The organism is Tepidimonas fonticaldi (assembly GCF_001675355.1).
Classification (GTDB): domain Bacteria; phylum Pseudomonadota; class Gammaproteobacteria; order Burkholderiales; family Burkholderiaceae_C; genus Tepidimonas; species Tepidimonas fonticaldi.
In genome coordinates this window covers 13,975-33,690 of record NZ_LZDH01000023.1, presented here as the reverse complement: position 1 = coordinate 33,690, position 19,716 = coordinate 13,975, and the positions used below count along the sequence as shown (strand labels likewise).

General features: G+C 71.8%; 18 protein-coding genes. 6 read left to right on the top strand and 12 right to left on the bottom strand.

Features of this window, described 5'->3' with window-relative positions; translation table 11 throughout:
* Window positions 1–82: 82 nt before the first annotated feature.
* The 4 genes from A9O67_RS03125 to rsmI form a co-directional block, all read right to left on the bottom strand.
* Entirely contained in the window at window positions 83–628 is a 546-nt protein-coding gene (locus A9O67_RS03125) for a phasin family protein (protein WP_068607276.1), read from the bottom strand.
* A 212-nt stretch (window positions 629–840) separates the two neighbouring features.
* Complete coding sequence (locus A9O67_RS03120) at window positions 841–3,495, bottom strand: bifunctional acetate--CoA ligase family protein/GNAT family N-acetyltransferase (protein WP_068607274.1); 2,655 nt, start codon at window positions 3,493–3,495, stop codon at window positions 841–843.
* The gene (locus A9O67_RS03115) at window positions 3,492–4,142 is read right to left on the bottom strand and encodes a DUF502 domain-containing protein (RefSeq protein WP_068607272.1); all 651 of its coding nucleotides are present in this window, start codon (window positions 4,140–4,142) and stop codon (window positions 3,492–3,494) included. Before A9O67_RS03115 ends, A9O67_RS03120 begins: the two co-directional genes overlap by 4 nt.
* A gap of 25 nt (window positions 4,143–4,167) precedes the next feature.
* Entirely contained in the window at window positions 4,168–5,136 is a 969-nt protein-coding gene (gene rsmI / locus A9O67_RS03110; RefSeq protein ID WP_408033406.1) for a 16S rRNA (cytidine(1402)-2'-O)-methyltransferase, read from the bottom strand.
* Window positions 5,137–5,140: 4 nt separating this feature from the next.
* Here rsmI and A9O67_RS03105 point away from each other — a divergent pair, with 4 nt between their 5' ends.
* The 3 genes from A9O67_RS03105 to A9O67_RS03095 all read left to right on the top strand — a co-directional run bounded on the left by A9O67_RS03105 (window position 5,141) and on the right by A9O67_RS03095 (window position 6,897).
* Window positions 5,141–5,563: a YraN family protein gene (locus A9O67_RS03105; protein WP_231960183.1), complete on the top strand. Its 423-nt coding sequence runs from the start codon at window positions 5,141–5,143 to the stop codon at window positions 5,561–5,563.
* Window positions 5,564–5,584: 21 nt separating this feature from the next.
* The gene (locus A9O67_RS03100) at window positions 5,585–6,199 is read left to right on the top strand and encodes an SIS domain-containing protein (protein ID WP_068607269.1); all 615 of its coding nucleotides are present in this window, start codon (window positions 5,585–5,587) and stop codon (window positions 6,197–6,199) included.
* A 68-nt stretch (window positions 6,200–6,267) separates the two neighbouring features.
* The gene (locus A9O67_RS03095) at window positions 6,268–6,897 is read left to right on the top strand and encodes a BON domain-containing protein (RefSeq protein WP_068607267.1); all 630 of its coding nucleotides are present in this window, start codon (window positions 6,268–6,270) and stop codon (window positions 6,895–6,897) included.
* A gap of 40 nt (window positions 6,898–6,937) precedes the next feature.
* On the opposite strand, the gene A9O67_RS03090 is transcribed toward A9O67_RS03095, so the two are convergent.
* The 3 genes from A9O67_RS03090 to A9O67_RS03080 are packed head-to-tail and all read right to left on the bottom strand — an operon-like array spanning window position 6,938 to window position 10,081.
* Window positions 6,938–7,861: an NAD(P)-dependent oxidoreductase gene (locus A9O67_RS03090; protein ID WP_068607263.1), complete on the bottom strand. Its 924-nt coding sequence runs from the start codon at window positions 7,859–7,861 to the stop codon at window positions 6,938–6,940.
* Between the two features lie 12 nt (window positions 7,862–7,873).
* Window positions 7,874–9,010 (bottom strand): PilT/PilU family type 4a pilus ATPase, encoded by a 1,137-nt coding sequence (locus A9O67_RS03085; RefSeq protein WP_068607261.1) that lies wholly within the window; start codon window positions 9,008–9,010, stop codon window positions 7,874–7,876.
* Window positions 9,011–9,037: 27 nt separating this feature from the next.
* Window positions 9,038–10,081 carry a type IV pilus twitching motility protein PilT gene (locus A9O67_RS03080; RefSeq protein WP_068607259.1) on the bottom strand — a complete coding sequence of 348 codons (1,044 nt, stop codon included), beginning with the start codon at window positions 10,079–10,081 and terminating at the stop codon, window positions 9,038–9,040.
* An 11-nt stretch (window positions 10,082–10,092) separates the two neighbouring features.
* On the opposite strand from A9O67_RS03080, the gene A9O67_RS03075 reads away from it, so the two are divergent.
* Window positions 10,093–10,809, top strand: coding sequence for a YggS family pyridoxal phosphate-dependent enzyme (locus A9O67_RS03075; protein ID WP_068607257.1), 717 nt, complete (start codon window positions 10,093–10,095; stop codon window positions 10,807–10,809).
* Here A9O67_RS03075 and putA read toward each other — a convergent pair.
* The gene (putA, locus tag A9O67_RS03070) at window positions 10,806–14,441 is read right to left on the bottom strand and encodes a bifunctional proline dehydrogenase/L-glutamate gamma-semialdehyde dehydrogenase PutA (RefSeq protein WP_068607254.1); all 3,636 of its coding nucleotides are present in this window, start codon (window positions 14,439–14,441) and stop codon (window positions 10,806–10,808) included. The genes A9O67_RS03075 and putA overlap by 4 nt on opposite strands.
* A gap of 125 nt (window positions 14,442–14,566) precedes the next feature.
* Here putA and A9O67_RS03065 point away from each other — a divergent pair, with 125 nt between their 5' ends.
* The gene (locus A9O67_RS03065) at window positions 14,567–15,031 is read left to right on the top strand and encodes an Lrp/AsnC ligand binding domain-containing protein (protein WP_068607252.1); all 465 of its coding nucleotides are present in this window, start codon (window positions 14,567–14,569) and stop codon (window positions 15,029–15,031) included.
* Between the two features lie 31 nt (window positions 15,032–15,062).
* On the opposite strand, the gene A9O67_RS03060 is transcribed toward A9O67_RS03065, so the two are convergent.
* A complete protein-coding gene (locus A9O67_RS03060; RefSeq protein ID WP_068607250.1) occupies window positions 15,063–16,130 on the bottom strand; it encodes an ornithine cyclodeaminase in 1,068 nt (355 codons plus the stop codon).
* Window positions 16,131–16,278: 148 nt separating this feature from the next.
* On the opposite strand from A9O67_RS03060, the gene A9O67_RS03055 reads away from it, so the two are divergent.
* Window positions 16,279–16,527 carry an Lrp/AsnC family transcriptional regulator gene (locus A9O67_RS03055; protein WP_068607249.1) on the top strand — a complete coding sequence of 83 codons (249 nt, stop codon included), beginning with the start codon at window positions 16,279–16,281 and terminating at the stop codon, window positions 16,525–16,527.
* A gap of 7 nt (window positions 16,528–16,534) precedes the next feature.
* Here the strand turns inward: A9O67_RS03055 and A9O67_RS03050 are convergent, their stop codons facing one another.
* The 3 genes from A9O67_RS03050 to A9O67_RS03040 are packed head-to-tail and all read right to left on the bottom strand — an operon-like array spanning window position 16,535 to window position 19,653.
* Window positions 16,535–16,879, bottom strand: coding sequence for a RidA family protein (locus A9O67_RS03050; protein WP_068607247.1), 345 nt, complete (start codon window positions 16,877–16,879; stop codon window positions 16,535–16,537).
* A gap of 31 nt (window positions 16,880–16,910) precedes the next feature.
* The gene (locus A9O67_RS03045) at window positions 16,911–17,846 is read right to left on the bottom strand and encodes a delta(1)-pyrroline-2-carboxylate reductase family protein (RefSeq protein WP_068607245.1); all 936 of its coding nucleotides are present in this window, start codon (window positions 17,844–17,846) and stop codon (window positions 16,911–16,913) included.
* A 43-nt stretch (window positions 17,847–17,889) separates the two neighbouring features.
* Window positions 17,890–19,653, bottom strand: a complete 1,764-nt coding sequence (locus A9O67_RS03040) for a sensor histidine kinase (protein WP_068607243.1) — start codon at window positions 19,651–19,653, stop codon at window positions 17,890–17,892.
* Window positions 19,654–19,716: the final 63 nt, after the last annotated feature.

Genomic DNA, 19,716 nt, shown 5'->3' with positions numbered 1-19,716 from the left:
CAAAACGAACACCCCGCGGCGCAGGCCGCGGGGTGTCGCGCAGACGAAGGGCCGGTTCCTTGGGAACGGGCCCCGGTCTCGATCAGGCCTTGGCCGCGCGCGGCGACTTGGTGGCGTTGACCGCGGTGGTGGCCACGGCCTTCAGGTTGGCTTCGGCCAGTTCGGTGGCTTGCTTGACGGCCTTTTGCACCGACTCCATCGCCGCGGCGGCGGTGGACACGGCGTTCTTGACGGCGGCCACGGCCGGTTCGCTGCCCTGCGGCGCGTTCTTGACGGCGCTGTCCAGCGCGCTGACGAACTGCTTTTGCGCTTCGGCGGCCTGGGCCTCGGCGACCTTGGCGAACTCGGCGCTCAGGCTGGAGGCGATGTCGTACACATGGCGGTTGTAGGCGGCGACCTTTTCGCCGACGGGCTGCAGCATGGCGTTTTGCAGGGCGACCAGATCCTGCATGTCCTTCACGCCCAGGACGGCCTGGGTGTGCTCGGCCGTTTCGGCCATCAGCGTCTTGGCGGTTTGCAGGTTCAGCTCGGTCAGCTTTTCGACGCCGGCCAGCGCCTTTTCGCCCAGGTCGAACGCGGTGGCGGCGTTCTTCTTGTGCAGGGCGACGATTTGTTCGATGGTCATCATGGTGGGACTCCTTTTGAGCGGGTGAATGGGCAATCGGCCATGGCGCGCAACCTGCCTGAAGGGCGTCCGTCCGGTGATGGGTGTCCGGCGGTTTATGCTGCGCTGCAACATGACCCTTAGTATAGGGGGGCGAGCCGGAAATGCAAGCGTTTTTGTTGCGCTGCAGCAAAAAAAGCGACGAGCGGTCACCCGACGCGCCCGCCGCTCACCGCTCACCGTTGCAGCGGCAGCTCCACATGCCGCAGGTCCGGGTCCTCCGGGTGGGGGGTGATGGCAAAGCCCAGTCGCTCCACCAGGCCGAGCATGCCCTTGTTCTCGCGCAGCACGGTGCCGACGATGCGGCGCGTACCGTGGCCGCGCAGGTAGCGGATCAGCCGCTCCATCAGCAGCCGCCCCAGGCCCATGCCCTTGAGGTCGGAGCGCACCAGGATGCCGTATTCGGCCGTGTCGTTGTCGGGGTCGCAGATGCCGCGCACCACGCCAATGGTCTCCGGCGTGCCGTCGGGCCCGACGCGGGTGGCGATGAAGGCCATCTCGCGGTCGTAGTCGATCTGGGTCAGGCGGGCAAGTTCGCTGTGCTCGATGCTGCGCCGGCTGTAGAAGATGCGCAGGCGGATGTCCTCGGGGTCCACCCGCTCCAGGAAGGCCAGGTGCTGGGCTTCGTCCTCGGGACGGATGGGGCGCACGGTCAGGGTCTGGCCGTGCCAGTCCAGGGTTTCGACCAGCTCTTGCGGGTAGGGGCGGATGGCAAAGCGCGCCGCGCCGGCGGGGCGCTCGGCGCTGATGCGCACCCGGGCATCCAGCGCGACCGCGCCGTCCGCGTCCACGACCAGCGGGTTGATGTCGATCTCGGCGATTTCCGGCACGTCGGCCAGCAGTTGCGAGACGGCCAGCAGCGCGGCGTGGATGGAGGGCCGGTGGGCCGGGGGCACGTCGCGGTAGCCGCGCAGCAGCCGCGCGACGCGGGTGCGCTCGATCAGGGATTCGGCCAGCGCGACGTTGAGCGGGGGCAGCGCCAGCGCGCGGTCGGCCAGTACCTCGACGGCCGTGCCGCCCTGGCCGAACAGAATCACCGGGCCGAACAGCGGGTCGATGCTGGCGCCGATGATCAGCTCGTGCGCATGGCGCCGCCGGACCATGGGTTGCACGGTGAAGCCCTCGATGCGGGCGTCGGGCCGGCGCTGGGCCACCCGCTCGAGCATGGCGCGGGCGGCCTCGAGCACCTCTTGCGCGTCGTGCAGATTGAGCCTCACCCCGCCGACGTCGGACTTGTGGGTGATGTCGGTGGACAGGATTTTGAGCACCACCGGGTAGCCGAGCGCATCGGCCGCGGCGACGGCGGCCTGGGGGTCGGCGGGGACGCTGCGCAGCGGGGTGACGGGCACGCCCGCGCGCCGCAGCAGCTCCTTGGCCTGGGGCTCGGTCAGCCACTCGCTGCCGGCGGCCAGCGCCTCGCGCACCAGTTGGCGGATGCCGTCCAGATCGGGCGCCAGCCCCTCGGGCAGGGCGGGCGGGGTTTCCATCAGCTCCGCCTGGTGGCGGTGGTACTGCCGCAGGAACGAGAAGGCGCGCACCGCCTCTTCGGGCGTGGGGTAGTCGGGGATGCCCGCGGCGCGAAAACGCGCCCGCGCCGCCGCCACGGCGCCGTGGCCCAGCCAGCAGCCCAGCACGCGCGGGGGGCGTTCGGTGGCCAGCGGCAGCAAGGCTTCGGCGATGGTGTCGCTGGGGACGATGGCGGTGGGGGCCTGGATGAACAGGATGGCGCTGTCGCGGTCCTCGCGCAGGATGCGCAGCGCATCCACATAGCGTTGGGCGGGCGCATCGCCGATGATGTCCACCGGGTTGGCGCGCGACCAGTTGCCGGGCAGCACGGCGTCCAGCCGCGCGACGGTGTCGGGGCTCAGGCTCGCCAGCTCCACGCCCATGTGCGCGGCGGCATCGGCCGCCATCACGCCCGCGCCGCCGCCGTTGGTCAGCACCAGCAGCCGCTCGCTGCGGTTGTCGCGGAAGCGCGCCAGCAGCTCCACCGCCAGAAAGAGCTGGTGCAGGGTGTTGACGCGCAGCATGCCCGCGCGCGAGATGGCGGCATCGAACACGTCGTCGGACCCCGCCAGCGCCCCGGTATGCGAGGCGGCCGCGCGGCTGCCCTGCGCCGAGCGGCCGGCCTTGACCAGGATCACCGGTTTGTTGCGGGCCGCGGCCCGGGCCGCGGACATGAACTTGCGCGGCGCCGTGACCGACTCCACATACATCAGAATGGCGCGGGTGCGCGCGTCGCTGCCCAGGTAGTCGAGCATGTCGCCGAAGTCCACATCGGCGTGCTCGCCCAGCGAGACGAAGTGCGAGAAGCCGATGCCCCGGTCGTTGGCCCAGTCCAACACCGCCGTGACCAGTGCGCCCGACTGCGAGACGAAGGCGATGTTGCCGGGCTGGGCATCGGCGTGGGCGAAGCTGGCGTTGAGCCCCAGGTGGGGCACCAGCATGCCGATGCAGTTGGACCCCAGGATGCGCAGCGTGTGGCGGCGCGCGGCGTCGAGCATGGCCTGTTTGTGCGCGGCATCCAGCCCGGCGGTGACCACCACCGCGGCCCGCGTGCCGCGCTCGCCCAGGCGGGCGATCAGGCCAGGGACGGTGGCGGGCGGGGTGCAGATGACGGCCAGGTCCGGGGCGACCGGCAGATCGGCCAGATCGCGCGCCACGGGTACGCCCAGGTCGGGCTGGCGCGGGTTGACCGCAAACAGCTCCCCCTGAAAACCGCGGGACAGGTTGCGCCAGACCGTGCCGCCGACGCTGTGCGGCCGGTCGGACGCACCGAACACCGCCACACGGCGGGGGGCGAACAAAAATTCGAGGTTGCGGATGCTCATCGCGGTGGGGGCTCCGTGGCGGTGGGGGTGGGCGCAGGGGCGCCGGTGCCGGGCCGGGGGGCGGCACCGGCGGCCATCCAGGCGATCAGGGAGGAGCGCATCGCCTCCTCCACGGACATGTCGATGGGCGTGATCCAGGTGCGCGGCACGAAGAGGGTGTAGCCCCCGATCATGTAGCCCATGGGCAGATAGACCGCGACCCGCTCGCCCGGCAGAAACCCCGGCGGCAGCCCCGCGAGGTGGTGGCGGGTGACCAGGCCGACCGCCTCCCATTCGGCGCCGGGGGGGCGCAGGATGACGACCTGCTGGCTCGTCTCCTCCCGCCGGTGGGGGGCGAAGTAGTCGGCAAAGCTCTTGAGGGAGGTGTAGATGCTCTTGACCACCGGCAGGTTGGTAAAGGGCAGTTCCACCCAGTTGAGCAGCCGGGCCGTGGCCTGGGTGGACACCAGAAAGCCCGCCAGCACGACCAGCGCCGCCGCCAGCAGCAGGCCCAGCCCGGGGACGTAGAAGTCTCCGATCAGCGGCCGCAGCAGCGTCAGCGCCAGTTGCTCGGACCACACCACCAGCGCGTACAGCAGGTACAGCGTGATGCCGGTGGGCAGCACGGCCAGCAGGCCGCGCAGAAAGTACTGGGACAGGCGTTTCATGGCGCAGGTGTAGCCGGGGCGGGTGTCAATCGTGCGACGGCGCGCACAGGGCCAGCGCGGCCTGGTACAGCGCCCCCTTGGGCAGCCCGGTGATGGCGCTGGCCAGCCGGGCCGCGGATTTGACAGGCAGCTCCTCGAGCAGCAGGCCCAGCACGCGCCGGGCCTCGGCGGGTAGCGCGTCGCCGGCCGCAGCGGCCTCGCCAGGGCCCCCGGGGGGCGGCGCGGTGGGGCGGGGGTGGATCACCAGCGTGAACTCGCCGCGCCGGCGGTGGGGGTCGGCGGCCAGCCAGCCGGCCACTGCCACGCAGGGCAGGGTGACGATGTCCTCGAACTGTTTGGTCAGCTCCCGCCCCAGGGTCACGGGCCGCTCGCCCAGGGCCGACAGCTCGGCCGCCAGTGCCTCGATGCGGTGGGGCGCCTCCAGCAGCACCAACCCGGTGTCGGCCTGGCGCCAGTGTTGCCACGCCCGCTCGCGGGCCGCGCCGCGCGCGGGCAAAAAACCCACGACCGTGACCGCCCCTTCGGCGATGCCGGCCACGCTGAGCAACGCGGTGACGCTGCTCGCCCCCGGCACGGGGATGAGCCGCAGGCCCGCAGCCCGCACCGCGGCGCACAGCCGCCCGCCCGGGTCGCTGATGCCAGGGGTGCCGGCGTCGCTGACGCAGGCAATGCGCTCGCCGCGCCGCAGGCGCTCGACGATGGTTTGGGCCATGCGGCTTTCGTTGTGCTCGTGCACGGCCAGCAGCTCGGCGTGCAGCCCATAGGCCTGCAACAGCCGCGCGGTGTGGCGGGTGTCCTCGCAGGCCACGGCATCGACCGTGCGCAGCACATGCAGCGCGCGCAGGGTGATGTCGGCCAGATTGCCGATCGGGGTGGCCACGACGTACAGCGCCCCGGCCGGATAATGCTGTCCGCCGGCCAGGCGTGCCGCCAGCCCCCCGTCGTCGGGGGCCCCAGGGGCAGCGCTGGCGGACAAGGGAGGCGTGTTCACGATGGCGATGGATGACAAAGCGAGCGGGCCCCGCGATCCGCGGCCGGGCACGAAGGCGCGCGGCGACGCGGCGGAGGCCTTGGCCCTGCAGTATCTGCAAGCCCGTGGCCTGCGCTTGGTGCGGCGCAATGTGCGCAGCCCCGGGCGCGGGGGTGGCGAGGTCGATTTGATTATGGCGGAGTCCGATGGCACGCTCGTCTTCGTGGAGGTGCGTCAGCGCAGCCGCGGCGAGCACGGCGGGGCGGCGGCCAGCATCGGCCGCACCAAGCAGCGCCGCATCGTGTTTGCGGCGCGGCACTTTCTGGCGCGGCTGCCGCAGGTGCCGCCCTGCCGTTTCGACGCCGTGGTGGTGGACGGGGAACTTGGGGCGACAGCGCCGCCTCGGATCGAGTGGCTGCGCGGCGCGTTCGAGGCCGGCGCCTGGGATTGACGAGCCGATAAGATTGCGCCCATGCTTTTGCACCGGATTCAGCAGCACTTCGTCGATGGCGCCGACCTGCAGTACCAGTGCGCCCAGGCCGTGGGGCCGGCGCTGGAGGCCGCGGTCGGCGCGATGCTGTCCGGGCTGACCGGCGGCGGCAAGGTGCTGGTCTGGGGCAGCGGGGTGTCGGCTGCGCTGGCGCAGTCGTTCGTGGCGCAACTGGTGGGCCGCTTCGAGCGCGAGCGCCCCGAGCTGGCTGCGCTGGCCCTGGGGATCAATCCCGCCATCACCACGGGCGCCTTGCCGGGCCTGGATGCGGCGACCTGGCCCATGGTGCGGCAGTTGCGCGCGCTGGGGCTGCCGGGGGATGTGCTGCTGCTCATGGCGGCCGCACCGCCCGGGGCGGATGCGCTGGCCGCCATCGCCGCCGCGCACGAGCGCGAGATGGTGGTGGTGGCCCTGACGGGCGCGCGCCCCGGCGAGCTGCCGGACGTGCTCAAGGACACCGACGTGCTGGTCGCCTTGCCCACCGAGCGGCCGGCGCGTGTGCACGAGGCCCAATTGGTCGCCCTGCATGCCATTTGCGATGCCATCGACGTGCAGTTGCTGGGCGAAGACACCGAAACGGAGATCATCGAACCATGACCCCCATCCCTTCCCTGACCGACCGGGGCACCCGGCGTGCTGGACGGCCCACCTGGGTGACGGCTGTCATGACGGCCGTCGCGGCGACCACGCTGATGACGTCCCTGAGCGGCTGCGCCCCCCTCGTGGCGGGTGCGGCCGTCGGCGGCACGATGCTCGTCGCCACCGACCGCCGCACGAGCGGCACCCAGCTCGAGGACCAGTCCATCGAGCTCAAGGTGTCGAACCGCGTGCGCGAACAGCTCGGCGCGCGCGCGCGCGTCAACCCCACGAGTTTCAACCGCAAGGTGCTGCTGACCGGCGAGGTCGCCTCCGAGGCCGACCGCCAGACCGTGCTGCGCATTGTGCAGGGCGTGGAAAACGTCGCCGGCGTGGTCGACGAGCTGGCGGTGATGGGCTCGCCGTCGCTGACGGCGCGCTCGTCGGATGCGCTGGTGACGGCGCGCGTCAAGGCCGCCTTCGTCGACGCCAAGGACCTGTCGGCCAACGCGATCAAGGTCACCACCGAGCGCGGCACGGTGTACCTGATGGGGCTGGTGACGGCGCGCGAGGCGCAGCGCGCCGCCGACATCGCGCGCACCGTGCCGGGCGTGCAGCGCGTCGTGCGCGTGTTCGAGATCATCAGCGAGGCGGATCTGGCGCGCCTGCAGCCGGCCCCGCCGAAGTCCGATCAGGCCGCGCCGGCCGGCGGCCGCTGAGGCCCCGCGCCGCCATCCATCGCGGGCCGGGACGGACGCTTCAGCGCAGGCGGCGGATCAGGCTGGAGGTGTCCCAGCGCCCGCCGCCCATGGCCTGCACGTCGGCGTAGAACTGGTCCACCAGCGCCGTCACCGGCAGGCGCGCGCCGTTGCGCCGCGCCTCCTGCAGCACCAGGCCCAGGTCCTTGCGCATCCAGTCCACCGCGAAGCCGAAGTCGAAGCGGTCCTCGACCATCGTCTTGCCGCGGTTGTCCATCTGCCAGCTCTGCGCCGCGCCCTTGCCGATCACGTCCAGCACCAGTTTCATGTCCAGCCCGGCGCGCTGGCCAAAGGCGATCGCCTCCGACAAGCCCTGCACCAAGCCGGCGATGCAGATCTGGTTGACCATTTTGGCCAACTGCCCGGCCCCACTGTCGCCCAGGCGGGTGACGGCGCGCGCGTAGGCGGCCATCACCGGCTGCGCGCGCGCGAACGGCACCTCGTCGCCGCCGCACATGATGGTGAGCTGGCCGTTTTCGGCACCGGCCTGCCCGCCGGAGACCGGCGCGTCGATGAAGTGGCAGCTCTGCTGCCGCGCGGCGGCGTAGAGCTCGCGCGCCACCTCGGCCGAGGTGGTGGTGTGGTCGACGAACACCGCATCGGCCGCCATGCCGGCCAGCGCCCCGTCCGGCCCGAGCACGACGCTGCGCAGGTCGTCGTCGTTGCCGACACAGGCCATGACGAACGCGGCGCCCTCGGCGGCGGCGCGCGGCGTGGCGGCAGCCTGCACGCGGTCGATGCCGCGCTCGGCCATGGCTTGCACCAGTGCTTGCGCCTTGGCGGTGGTGCGGTTGTAGACGGTGACGGTGTGGCCGGCCAGCGCCAGGTGCGCGGCCATCGGCCAGCCCATCACGCCCAGGCCCAAAAAGGCCACGCGCTGCGGGGAGGTGGGTTCGTACGACGCTTTGGGGTTGACTTGGGGCATGGGGCTCTAGGATCAGACGATTTGCAGGTGTTCGGTGCCGGCGGCCAGGTCGCTGTTGCGTGCGCGCTGGCTCTCGAGTTTGATGCGCAGCTTGATGTCGTTTTGCGAGTCGGCGTTGCGCACCGCGTCTTCGTAGGAGATCTGGCGCGCTTCGAAGGCGTCGAACAGCGCCTGGTCGAAGGTCTGCATGCCGATTTCGGTGCTGCGTTTCATGACCTCCTTGATCTCCTGGACCTCGCCCTTCATGATCAGGTCGGCGATCAGCGCGCTGTTGAGCAGCACCTCGACGATGGCCACGCGCCCCTTGCCGTCCTCGCGTGGCAGCAGGCGCTGCGCGACCATGCCGCGCAGATTGAGCGACACGTCCTTGAGCAACTGCGGATGCCGGTCGTGCGGGAAGAAGTTGATGATGCGCTCCATCGCCTGGTTGGCGCTGTTGGCGTGCAGCGTGGCCAGGCACAGGTGCCCGGTCTCGGAGAAGGCGATCGCGTGCTCCATCGTTTCGCGGTCGCGGATCTCGCCCATCAGGATGACGTTGGGCGCCTGGCGCAGCGAGTTTTTCAGCGCGATTTCCCAGTTGTCGGTGTCGATGCCGACCTCGCGCTGGGTGACGATGCAGTTTTTGTGCTGGTGCACGAACTCCACCGGGTCTTCGATGGTGACGATGTGGTCGTGCGTGTGCTCGTTGCGCCAGTCCACCATCGCGGCCAGTGTGGTCGACTTGCCGGTGCCGGTGCCGCCCACGACGATGCAGATGCCGCGCTTGGCCAGCGCCAACTGCTTGAGGATCTGCGGCAGCCCCAGCTCGTCGATGGTGGGGATTTTGGACGGAATGGTGCGCAGCACCAGGCCCACTTTGCCCATCTGCACAAAGGCGTTGACACGGAAGCGCCCGATGCCGGCAGGACTGATGGCGAAGTTGCACTCCTTGGTGCGCTCGAACTCGGCGGCCTGCTTGTCGTTCATGATCGCGCGCGCCAGCGCCTGGGTGTGCTGGCCGGTCAAGGGCTGCGGCGACACCTTGGTGATGACGCCATCGACCTTGATGGCGGGCGGAAAGTCGGCGGTGAGGAACAGGTCGCTGCCGTTGCGGCTGACCAGCAGTCGCAGCAGCTCGTGGATGAAGTTGCTGGCTTGATCGCGTTCCATCGCGCGCTCCTGCGGGGCAGCCCGCCGTCAGACGGGGAAGTTTTCGGGGATTTTGGCCTTGCTGCGCGCCTCGGCGGCCGTGACGGCGTTGCGCCGGACCAGATCGATCAGCGACTGGTCCAGCGTCTGCATGCCGTACTGCTGGCCGGTCTGGATCGCGGAGTACATCTGCGCGACCTTGTTCTCGCGGATCAGGTTGCGGATGGCCGGCGTGCCGATCATGATCTCGTGCGCGGCGACGCGCCCTTTGCCGTCGGCGGTCTTGAGCAGCGTCTGCGAGATCACGGCCACCAGCGACTCCGACAGCATGGCGCGGATCATCTCTTTTTCCTCGGTCGGGAAGACGTCCACGATGCGGTCGATGGTCTTGGCGGCACTCGACGTGTGCAGCGTGCCGAACACCAGGTGGCCGGTCTCGGCCGCGGTCATGGCGAGGCGAATGGTCTCCAGGTCCCGCATCTCGCCGACCAGGATCACGTCCGGGTCCTCGCGCAGCGCCGAGCGCAGCGCCGCGGCGAACGAGTGCGTCATCGGCCCGACCTCGCGCTGGTTGACCAGGCTCTTCTTGGACTCGTGCACGAACTCAATCGGGTCCTCGATGGTCAGGATGTGCCCGGCGTCGTTTTCGTTGCGGTGGTTGACCATCGCCGCCAGCGTCGTGGATTTGCCCGAGCCGGTGGGGCCGGTGACCAGCACCAGCCCGCGCGGCTTCATCGCCAGGTCGGCAAAGATGCGCGGGCAGGCCAGGTCCTCCAGCGTCAGCACCTTGGACGGGATGGTGCGAAACACCGCCGCCGACCCACGGTGCTGGGTGAAGGCGTTGACGCGAAAACGCGACAGACCGGTAATCTCGAACGAGAAGTCCACCTCCAGGAACTCCTCGTACGCCTTGCGCTGCGCGTCGGTCATGATGTCGTAGACCATCGCGTGGACCTGCTTGTGGTCCAGTGGCTCGACATTGATGCGTCGCACGTCACCATGCACCCGTATCATCGGCGGCAGCCCCGCCGACAGATGCAGGTCCGAAGCCTTGTTCTTGACCGCGAAGGCCAGCAGCTGTGTGACGTCCATTTCTGACCATTATGGCAACGATCGCGAACAATCTCCAAGGCGTTCGTGCGCGCATCCAACAAGTGTGCGCGCGCCACGGGCGCGACCCGGGCGCGGTGCGGCTGCTGGCGGTGTCCAAGACCTTCGGCCCGGTGGCGGTGGCCGAGGCCGCCGCGGCCGGCCAGTGCGCCTTCGGCGAGAACTACGTGCAGGAGGGCGTGGAGAAGATCGCCGCGCTGCGCGAGGCCGGCGTGGCCGGCCTGGAGTGGCACTGCATCGGGCCGCTGCAGAGCAACAAGACGCGGCTGGTGGCCGAGCACTTCGACTGGGTGCAGTCGGTCGACCGGCTCAAGATCGCGCAGCGCCTGAGCGAGCAGCGCCCGGCGCACCTGCCGCCGCTGCAGGTGTGCCTGCAGGTCAACGTCGATGGCGCGCCGACCAAGGCGGGCGTGGCACCGGCCGAGGCGCTGGCGCAGGCGCAGGCGGTGGCGGCGCTGCCGCGGCTGCGGCTGCGGGGGCTGATGTGCATCCCCGACCCGCAGCCGGACGCGGCGGCGATGCGGCGCGTGTTCGCGCAGGCCGCGCAGCTGTTCCACCAGCTGCGCGCGCAGCTCGGCGCACCCGAGGACTTCGATACCCTTTCGATGGGCATGAGCGACGACCTGGAGCTGGCCATCGCCGAGGGCAGCACGCTGGTGCGCGTGGGCAGCGCGATCTTCGGGCGGCGGGCGTATGCCGCCTCGGCTTAGTCCAGCACCATCAGCGTGGCGTTGCCGCCGGCGGCCGCGGTGTTGACGCTGACGCTGCGCTCGGTCAGCAGCCCCGCGGGCGGCTGCGCCGCGTCGGGCGCGCCGGTGACGACCGGCACCACCGGCCCGGGCCGGGCCGCCAGCGCCCGCTGCAGCGCCACGAGCTGCGCGGCGTCGCCGTCGAACCACGCCACCTCCGGCGCTGCCGGCAGGGCCGCGAGCGCCGCCTCGACCGGGGCGCCGTCGGCCAGTTCCAGCGGCTGCCCGCCCAGCGCCCGCACCACGTCGGCCATCGCGCGGCGCTTGGCGGCGTCGCGCGCCACGCACAGCACGTGGTGGCGCGGCCCCAGGGCCCAGGTGTCGCGCTGCCCCGTGGGGCCGCGCAGCACCACCGGCGCGCGCCAGTCCGCCGGCTCGGCCGCCCCCGCGAAGGCGCGCGCGCGCGCCACCGCGTCGGCGGGCGGGTCGGCCAGCAGGCGGTAGAGGTAGAGCGGCCCGCCGGCCTTCGGCCCGGTGCCCGACAGCCCCTCGCCGCCGAACGGCTGCACGCCGACGACCGCACCGATCATGTTGCGGTTGACGTAGTGGTTGCCGGCGCGCACCCGCTGCGTCAGGGCGTCGATGGTCTCGTCGATGCGGCTGTGTACGCCGAACGTCAGCCCGTAGCCGGTGGCGTGGATGGCCTCGATCAGCGCCGGCAGCTGCTCGCGCCGCCAGCGAACCACGTGCAGCACGGGGCCGAACACCTCGCGCTCCGGCAGGCGCAGACCGTCCAGCTCGATCAGCGTCGGCGGCACGAAGGTGCCGGCCTGCGCCTCCGGCGGCAGCGGCAGCTGCCAGACGGCGCAGCCGCGCGCGCGCATCGCCTCGATGTGCTCGACGATGCCGGCGCGCGCCGCCGCGTCGATCACCGGGCCGACGTCGGTGGCCAGCCGCGTCGGCGCGCCCAGGCGCAGCTCGCGCATCGCGCCGCGCAGCATGGCCAGCAGCCGCGGCGCGGCCTCCTCCTGCACGCACAGCACGCGCAGCGCCGAGCAGCGCTGCCCGGCGCTGTCGAAGGCCGAGGCGAGCACGTCCTGCACCACCTGCTCCGGCAGCGCCGAGGTGTCCACCACCATGGCGTTCTGGCCGCCGGTCTCGGCGATCAGCGGCACCGGCTGCGCATGGCCGTCGGTGCCAATGCGCGTGCGGCCCGCCAGCGCCCGCTGCAGCAGCCGCGCCACCTCGGTGGAGCCGGTGAACACCACGCCGGCGATGCGCGCGTCGGCCACCAGCGCCGCGCCGACCGTCTCGCCGGGGCCGGGCAGCAGCTGCAGCGCGTCGCGCGGCACGCCGGCCTCGTGCAGCAGCGCGGTCATGCGCGCGGCCACCAGCGGCGTCTGCTCCGCCGGCTTGGCCAGCACCGGGTTGCCGGCGGCCAGCGCGGCGGCGATCTGCCCGGTGAAGATGGCCAGCGGAAAGTTCCACGGGCTGATGCATGCCACCGGCCCGAGCGGCCGGGCCGCGCGCGGCCAGTGCGCGCCGGTGATCTGCGCGGCGTGGAAGCGCAGGAAGTCGATCGCCTCGCGCACCTCGGCCACCGCGTTGGCGGCGGTCTTGCCGGCCTCGCGCATCAGCAGCGCGACGAACGCCGGCAGCTGCGCCTGCAGCGCATCCGCCGCGCGGTGTAGGACGGCGGCGCGCGCCTCGGGCGGGGTGGCGGCCCAGCGCATGGCTGCGGCCTGCGCCGCCGTCACGGCGGCGGCCACGTCGTCGGGGCAGGCCTCCACCACCGTGCCGACCACGTCCCCATGATCAGCCGGGTTGACGATGGGCTGCGTCGCGCCGCCATTGGCGGGCGCGAGGCCCTCGGCCAGCCGCGGCGCCGCGTGCAGCGGCGCGGCGCGGCTCGCCTCCAGCGCGCGCTGCAGGGTCGCCAGCGTCCCCTCGTCGGTCAGATCCAGCCCGGCGCTGTTGACGCGGGCATCCCCATACAGCGCCGCCGGGGCCGGGATGCGCGGGTGCGGCAGGCCCAGCGCGCCTTCCGCGCGCGCCCAGCCCTCGACGGTGGCCACGGGGTCTTCCACCAGCGCTTCCAGCGGCACGCTGGCGTCGGCGATGCGGTGTACGAACGAGGTGTTGGCGCCGTTTTCCAGCAGGCGGCGCACCAGGTAGGCCAGCAGCGTCTCGTGCGTGCCGACCGGCGCGTAGATGCGGCAGGGGCGGCCAAGTCCCCCGGCTTCGACCGGCGCCACCACCTGTTCGTAGAGCGGCTCGCCCATGCCGTGCAGGCACTGAAACTCGTACTGATGCGGATGCCACGTGGCGGGGTCGGCCATCTCGTAAATCGCCGCCAGCGTCTGCGCGTTGTGGGTGGCAAACTGCGGGAACACCGCCTCCGGCGCAGCCAGCAGCCGCCGCGCGCAGGCCAGGTACGACACGTCGGTGTAAGCCTTGCGGGTGTAAACCGGGTAGTCCAGCCCGTCGAGCTGGGCGCGCTTGATCTCGCTGTCCCAGTAGGCGCCCTTGACCAGCCGCACCAGCAGCCGCCGCCCACTGCGCCGCGCCAGCGCGATCACATGGTCGACCACCGCCGGCGCGCGCTTTTGATACGCCTGGATGACGAAGCCCAGGCCCGCCCAGCCGGCCAGCGACGGCTCGTGCGCCAGGCGCTCCAGCAGGTCGAGCGACAGTTCCAGCCGCTCGCTCTCCTCGGCGTCGATGTGCAGGCCGATGTCGACTGCGCGGGCCGCCTCTGCCAGCGCGCGCAGCCGCGGGTAGAGCTCCTCCATCACGCGCGCGTACTGGGCGCGGCCGTAGCGCGGGTGCAGCGCCGACAGTTTGATCGACACGCCCGGACCGTCGATCACGCCGCGGCCGGCGTTGGCCGCGCCGATCGCCTCGATTGCGGTGCGGTAGGCGTCGAAGTAGCGCTGCGCGTCCTCCTCGGTCAGCGCCGCCTCGCCGAGCATGTCGTAGGAGTAGCGAAAGCCCTGCGCCTCGCGCGCGCGGGCGCGTTCGAGCGCCTCCGCGATCGTCTGGCCGGTGACGAACTGCTCGCCAAGCAGCCGCATCGCCATGTCCACCGCGCGGCGGATCAGCGGCTCGCCGCCCTTGCGCAGCAGGCCGGTCAGCGCCGCGCCCAGCCCCTCCTCGCTGTGGGTGGCGGTCAGGCGCCCGGTCAGCAGCAGGCCCCAGGTGGCGGCGTTGACGAAGGCCGACGGGCTGCGGCCCAGGTGGGCGCGCCAGTCGCCGCGGCCGATCTTGTCGCGGATCAGCGCGTCGCGCGTGGCGGCGTCCGGAATGCGCAGCAGCGCCTCGGCTAGGCACATCAGCGCCACGCCCTCCTGCGACGACAGGGCGTACTCCTGCAGCAGCGCCTGCACCAGCCCCTCGCGGCCACGCTGCGGCGCGCGTTGGCGCAGCGCCTCGGCCAGCCGCTGGGCCAGCGCGGCGACACGGGCGCGTGGTCCTTCCGGCAGGCGAGCCCGTTCCAGCAGGGCAGGCAGCAGTTCCGGCTCCGGCGCGCGCTGCAGCGCCGGCAGCGCCGTCATCGTGGCGGTGCGCGCGTGCGGAGCGTCCGCAAACGGCGCACGGGCGGTGGGGGCAGAGGCCTCGGCGGGCGGCCAGGGGGTGGGGAGTGGGGCGTTCATGACGCAGGCAGCCAAAAGCGATGTCGATTCGCGAAGTCTGTGGTCTTTTCAAGAAAATGAAATTCGGTTTTCATTCAAAAAAATAGTCAAAATATCTGCGTCAATGACGTTTTACAAACTGGGCCATGGACGACCTCGACCGCATCGACCTGCGCATCCTCGACGTGCTGCAGCGCGATGGACGCATCACCAACCTGAAGCTGGCCGAAGCGGTGGCCTTGTCCCCGACGGCGGTGCTGGCGCGGGTGCAGCGCCTGACGCGGGCGGGCTACATCCTGGGCTACGAGGCGCGGCTGAACCCCGCCAAGCTGGGCGGCGGGTTGCTGGTGTTCGTGGAGGTGCTGCTGGACCGCACCACGCCCAATGTGTTCGAGCAGTTCAAGGCCGCGGTGCAGGCCGCGCCGCAGGTGCTGGAGTGCCACATGGTGGCCGGCGGTTTTGACTACCTGGTCAAGACGCGCGTGGCCGACATGGCCGATTACCGGCGTTTTGCCGGTGATGTGCTGTGGCAGCTGCCGGGGGTGCGCGAGACGCGCACCTACGCCGTGATGGAAGAGGTCAAGCACACCCACCGCCTGCCCCTGTTTTGACGGGGCAGGCGGTGGTGCTGGCGGGTGGGGATCAGGCCGCGCGGCGCAGCGACGCGGCGCGCGGACGCAGCAGGCCGAACAGGTTCTTGGGGTCGTCCAGGTCCGGGATCAGGTCGAGCGCCTCCCCCAGGCCCAGTCGCTCGGCCGCGGCATGGACGAAGCGCAGCGCGGCGTAATCCTCCAGCGCGAAGCCGACCGAGTCGAACACCGTCACCTCGGCGTCGTCGCGGCGGCCGGGGGTTTGGCCGGTCAGCACCTGCCACAGCTCCGTCACCGGAAAGTCGGCCGGCAGTTGCTGGATGTCGCCCTCGATGCGGGTCTGGGGCTCGTACTCCACGAACACGCGCGCGGCACGCAGCACGTCCGCATGCAGCTCGGTCTTGCCGGGGCAGTCGCCGCCCACCGCATTGATGTGCATGCCCGGCGCGAGCATCTCGGGCGTCAGGATGGTGGCGTTGGTCTTGTCGGCGGTGACGGTGGTCACGATGTCCGCGCCGCGCACGGCCTCGGCGGTGCTGGCGCAGCGCGTCAGGGTCAAGCCGCTGTCGCGCAGGTTGGCCACGAGCTTGTCGGTCGCGGCGGGATCGGTGTCGAACAGGCGCAGTTCGCGAATACCGAGCAGGTGCGCAAAGGCCAGCGCCTGGAACTCCGCCTGCGCGCCGTTGCCGATCAGGGCCATGACGCGGCTGCCCGGGCAGGCCAGGGCCTGCGCGGCGACCGCCGACATGGCGGCCGTGCGCAGCGCGGTGGTCAACGTCAGTTCGCTGAGCAGCAGCGGGGTGCCCGTGTCCACGTCGGCCAGCACGCCGAACGCCATCACCGTGGGCAGCCCGACGCGGGTGTTCTTGGGGTGGCCGTTGACGTATTTGAAGCTGTAGAGCGTGTCGTCCGCGATGGGCATCAGCTCGATGACGCCGTCGCGCGAATGGTTGGCCACGCGCGCGCTTTTGTCGAAGTCGGGCCAGCGGCAGAAGTCCTCGCGGATGTGCTCGGCGATGCCGCGCAGGCAGGCCTCCACGCCCAGCGTCTGCACCAGGCGCACCAGGGTCGGCGCGCTCAGGTAACGGGTGGCGGTGCGGGGGCGGCGGGAAGTCGTCATGTCCAAGTCTCCGGTCTGGTCAATGTCAATGGCGAGAGCCGGAAGTGTGGACGCGGCGCGCGACAATGTAAAACGTCAAAATGTTGGCGATATGGGCAACGTCTGACGAAATGTCAGTGGTGGATGAACATATCGATAGGGGGCTCGGATGGACGAACTGGATCAGGCCCTGATAGCCTTGCTGCGGCGCAATGCGCGCCTGAGCGTCGCCGATGTGGCGCACAAGCTGAAGGTGTCGCGCGGCACGGTGACCAACCGCCTGCGCCGGCTGGAGGATGCGCAGGTGATTCTGGGCTATACCGTGCGGCTGCGCCCGGAGTCCGAGCCGGAGCGCATCCGGCTGATCAAGGGCATCCACAGCACCGAGACCAGCATCCACCTGCGCACCTACCGCTGAGCGTCCGTCAGACGGCGGCAGTGGCAACGATTTCGATCTTCCACTCCGGCCGCGCCAGCCGGGCCTGCACGGTGGCGCGCGGCGGTGTGTGGCCGGCCGGCACCCATGCGTCCCAGACCTCGTTCATGCCGTCGAAGTCGGCCAGATCGGCGAGGAAGATCTGCACCATCAGCAGCCGGGTCTTGTCGGTGCCGGCGCGCGCCAGCAGCGCGTCGATCATGCCGAGCACCTGGCGCGTCTGGCCCTCGATGTCCTGCGTGGCGTCGTCGGGCACCTGCCCGGCCAGGTAGACCGTGCCGTTGTGGATGGCCATCTCGGACAGGCGCGGTCCGACGTCGAAGCGTTGCACCATGATGCGTTCTCCTGAGTAAGCGGGGGAAAGGTCAGCCGGCCGCGGCGGCCAGCGCGCAGCGGGCTGCGGCCAGGTCCCAGCCGGCCCAGCCGCAGCTCTTGAACAACACCGGCCCGGCCGTGCGGCGGGTGCGCCGCCAGACCGGCGTGTCGCGCACCACGTCCGCCAGCGTCGGCAGCGCCGCCACGTCCAGCCCGGCCTGCAGCAGGTCGCCGGCCTCGTGGTCGGCGTCGCGGGTGTCCACCACCAGCGTACCGGTGTCGGCCAGATGCCGGCACACGTCAGGCGCCCACTCCACCATGTGGGGGGTGAAGGCACCCACCGCAGCGACGAAGGCGTCGTCCCGTGGCCGCGCGCGCAGCGCCACCGCCTGCGCGGGGGTGCAGCTGACCACCAGCGGGCAGTCGGCCAGCGCGGCGTTGGCGTCGTCCACGCGCTGCGCGTCCAGTCCCAGCCCGCGCGCGTGGGCCACGAGCGCGTCGGCGCTGGCGGCGCGGCGCGAGGCCACGCGCACCGCGCGCACGCCGAGCCCCGCCGCGAAGGCCTCCAGGTGCGCGCGGCCCTGCACGCCGGCGCCGACGATCAGCAGCGGCCCCTGCGGGCGTGGCGCCAGAAGCCGCGCCGCCAGCAGCGACACCGCCGCCGTGCGCCGCGCGGTGACGGTGGGGCCGTCCAGCACGGCGCGGCGCTCGCCGCTGCGCGCGTCGAAGACGACGACATCGCCCTGGATGGCGGGCCGGCCGTGGGCGGGGTTGTCCGGCACGAAGGTGATCAGCTTGGTGATGGCCACGGCCGCGTCGGCGGCGGGCATGACGAACAGGCTGCCGCCGCCCGGCAGCGGCTGCACCAGCCGCGGCGGCACGGTCACGGTGTCATTGCGCAGCAGCGCCTTGATGGCGTCGGCCAGCGCGGGGTAAGGCAGCGCGGCCGCGGTGGCAGCGGCGTCGAGCGCGGTGGGCGGGGGCATGGTGCGGCGAATGGGCGGGCGAGCGTTAGCGGGGGCGCGCGGATCAGGCGGCCGGCGGGGTGTCGGTGGCTGGCGCGTCAGGGGAGTCTCCCGGGCCGTGGTCGGGGGCCGCGGCGGGGCGCTGCAGCGGCAGGGCGAAGGCGAAGGTGGCCCCTTCGCCGGCGCGGCCATCGGCCCAGATGCGCCCGCCGTGGCGCTCGACGATGCGCCGGCACAGGGCCAGGCCAATGCCCGTGCCCTCGAAGTCCTGCGCGCGGTGCAGGCGCTGAAAGACGCCGAACAGCCGCTCGGCCCGCGCGGCGTCGAAGCCCACGCCGTTGTCGCGCACCCAGAACACGGCCTCCGGGGCGCCGTCCGGGCCGGGCCGCCGTTCGGCACCGATGGCGATGATGGCCGGCCGGCGCGGGCGGCTGTATTTGAAGGCGTTGCCCAACAGGTTGTCCCAGACCTGCGACAGCAGCAGCGGGTCGCCCTCCACCGTGGGCAGTGCGTCGGGCAGGTGCAGCTCGCACTCCCCCTCGGCGCGGCGCAGGGCCGGGTCGTGCTGCACGCGGTTGAGGCTGCTGCGCAGCAGGTCGAGCATGTCCACGGGCTGCCGTTGCACCTCGGCGCGGCCCAGCCGGGCAAAGGCCAGCAGCCCCTCGATCAGTCGCCCCATGTGCGCGGCGGCGTCCTCGATGGTGTGCAGGTCTTCCGCCACGTCGGGGGTGAGCGGCTGGCCCAGGTCCTCGCGCAGCAACTGCACATAGGCGGTGATGTGCCGCAGCGGGGCGCGCAGGTCGTGCGAGACCGAGTACGAAAACGCCTCCAGGTCCTGATTGGCCGCCTGCAACTGCCGGGTGCGCTCCTCCACCTTGCGCTCCAGCGCCTGGTTGAGGTCGCGCAGCAACTCTTCGAGCCGGTGGATTTCGGTCATGTCGCGCACCAGGCAGGCGGTGCCCAGCGCCTCGCCGTCCAGGCCCGTGAGCGTCGTGTATACCATGTGCGCCCACAGCCGCGAGCCATCGGCACGGCGTTGCCAGCCGGTCGATTCGCTCTGGCCCAGCAGGCTGGCGCGCTCCAGCGCCTGGGCCGCATCCGCGGGCAAGGGGTGCGGCCGCTGCGGGGTGTCGGGGCCGTGCGTGCCGATCACATCCTCGGCGGCGTAGCCCAGCAGCCGCTCGGCGCTGGCCGGCCAATCCTGGATGGCGCCGTGCGCATCCAAAAAGAAGATCGCCGCATCCCGCAGTCCGTCGGACAGCGCCTGCCAGCGGGCCTGCTGCAGCGCCAGGTGGGCGTCCTGCCGCTGCAGTCGCTGCTGCAGATCGTGCTGCTGGTCCTGCAGGGCGGCCTGACGCCGCTGCAGCGCCGTCTCGTCGCGCAGCAGCACGAACACGCCGACCACGCCCGCGTCGCCGTGGTCGGGCAGCAGCGTCAGCTCCCAGTGGGTGGTGCTGCCCTCGCGGTCGCGCTGCACGGCGATGCGCCCACCTTCGCCGCGCAGCGCCGGCGCCATCCAGGGCAACAGGGTGTCGATCCAGTCGTCGTCCACGGCCTCGTGCCAGGACAGGCCGTCGATCTGATCCCAGGTCAGGTGGGGGCGCAGCAGGGGCTGCGCGGCGGGGTTGGCGTGGCGGCAGCGCAGGTCGGCATCCAGGCTCAGCACGCCGTCGGGCAGGGCGTGCAGCAGGCGCAGTAGGGCATCCGACGGGGGCGGGGTACCGGCCTCGTCGTGCGCATCCGCATCGCTGGCCGAACCGGCCGCCAGCGCCGTGAAGAACGACGGCGGCAGGTGCGTGGGCCAAGGGTCGCGCGGCAGCGGCTGCATGACGTGAACTGTAGCGCAAGCCCCTGTGCCGCCGGAGCGCGTTCGGGCGCCCGGCCGGGCATG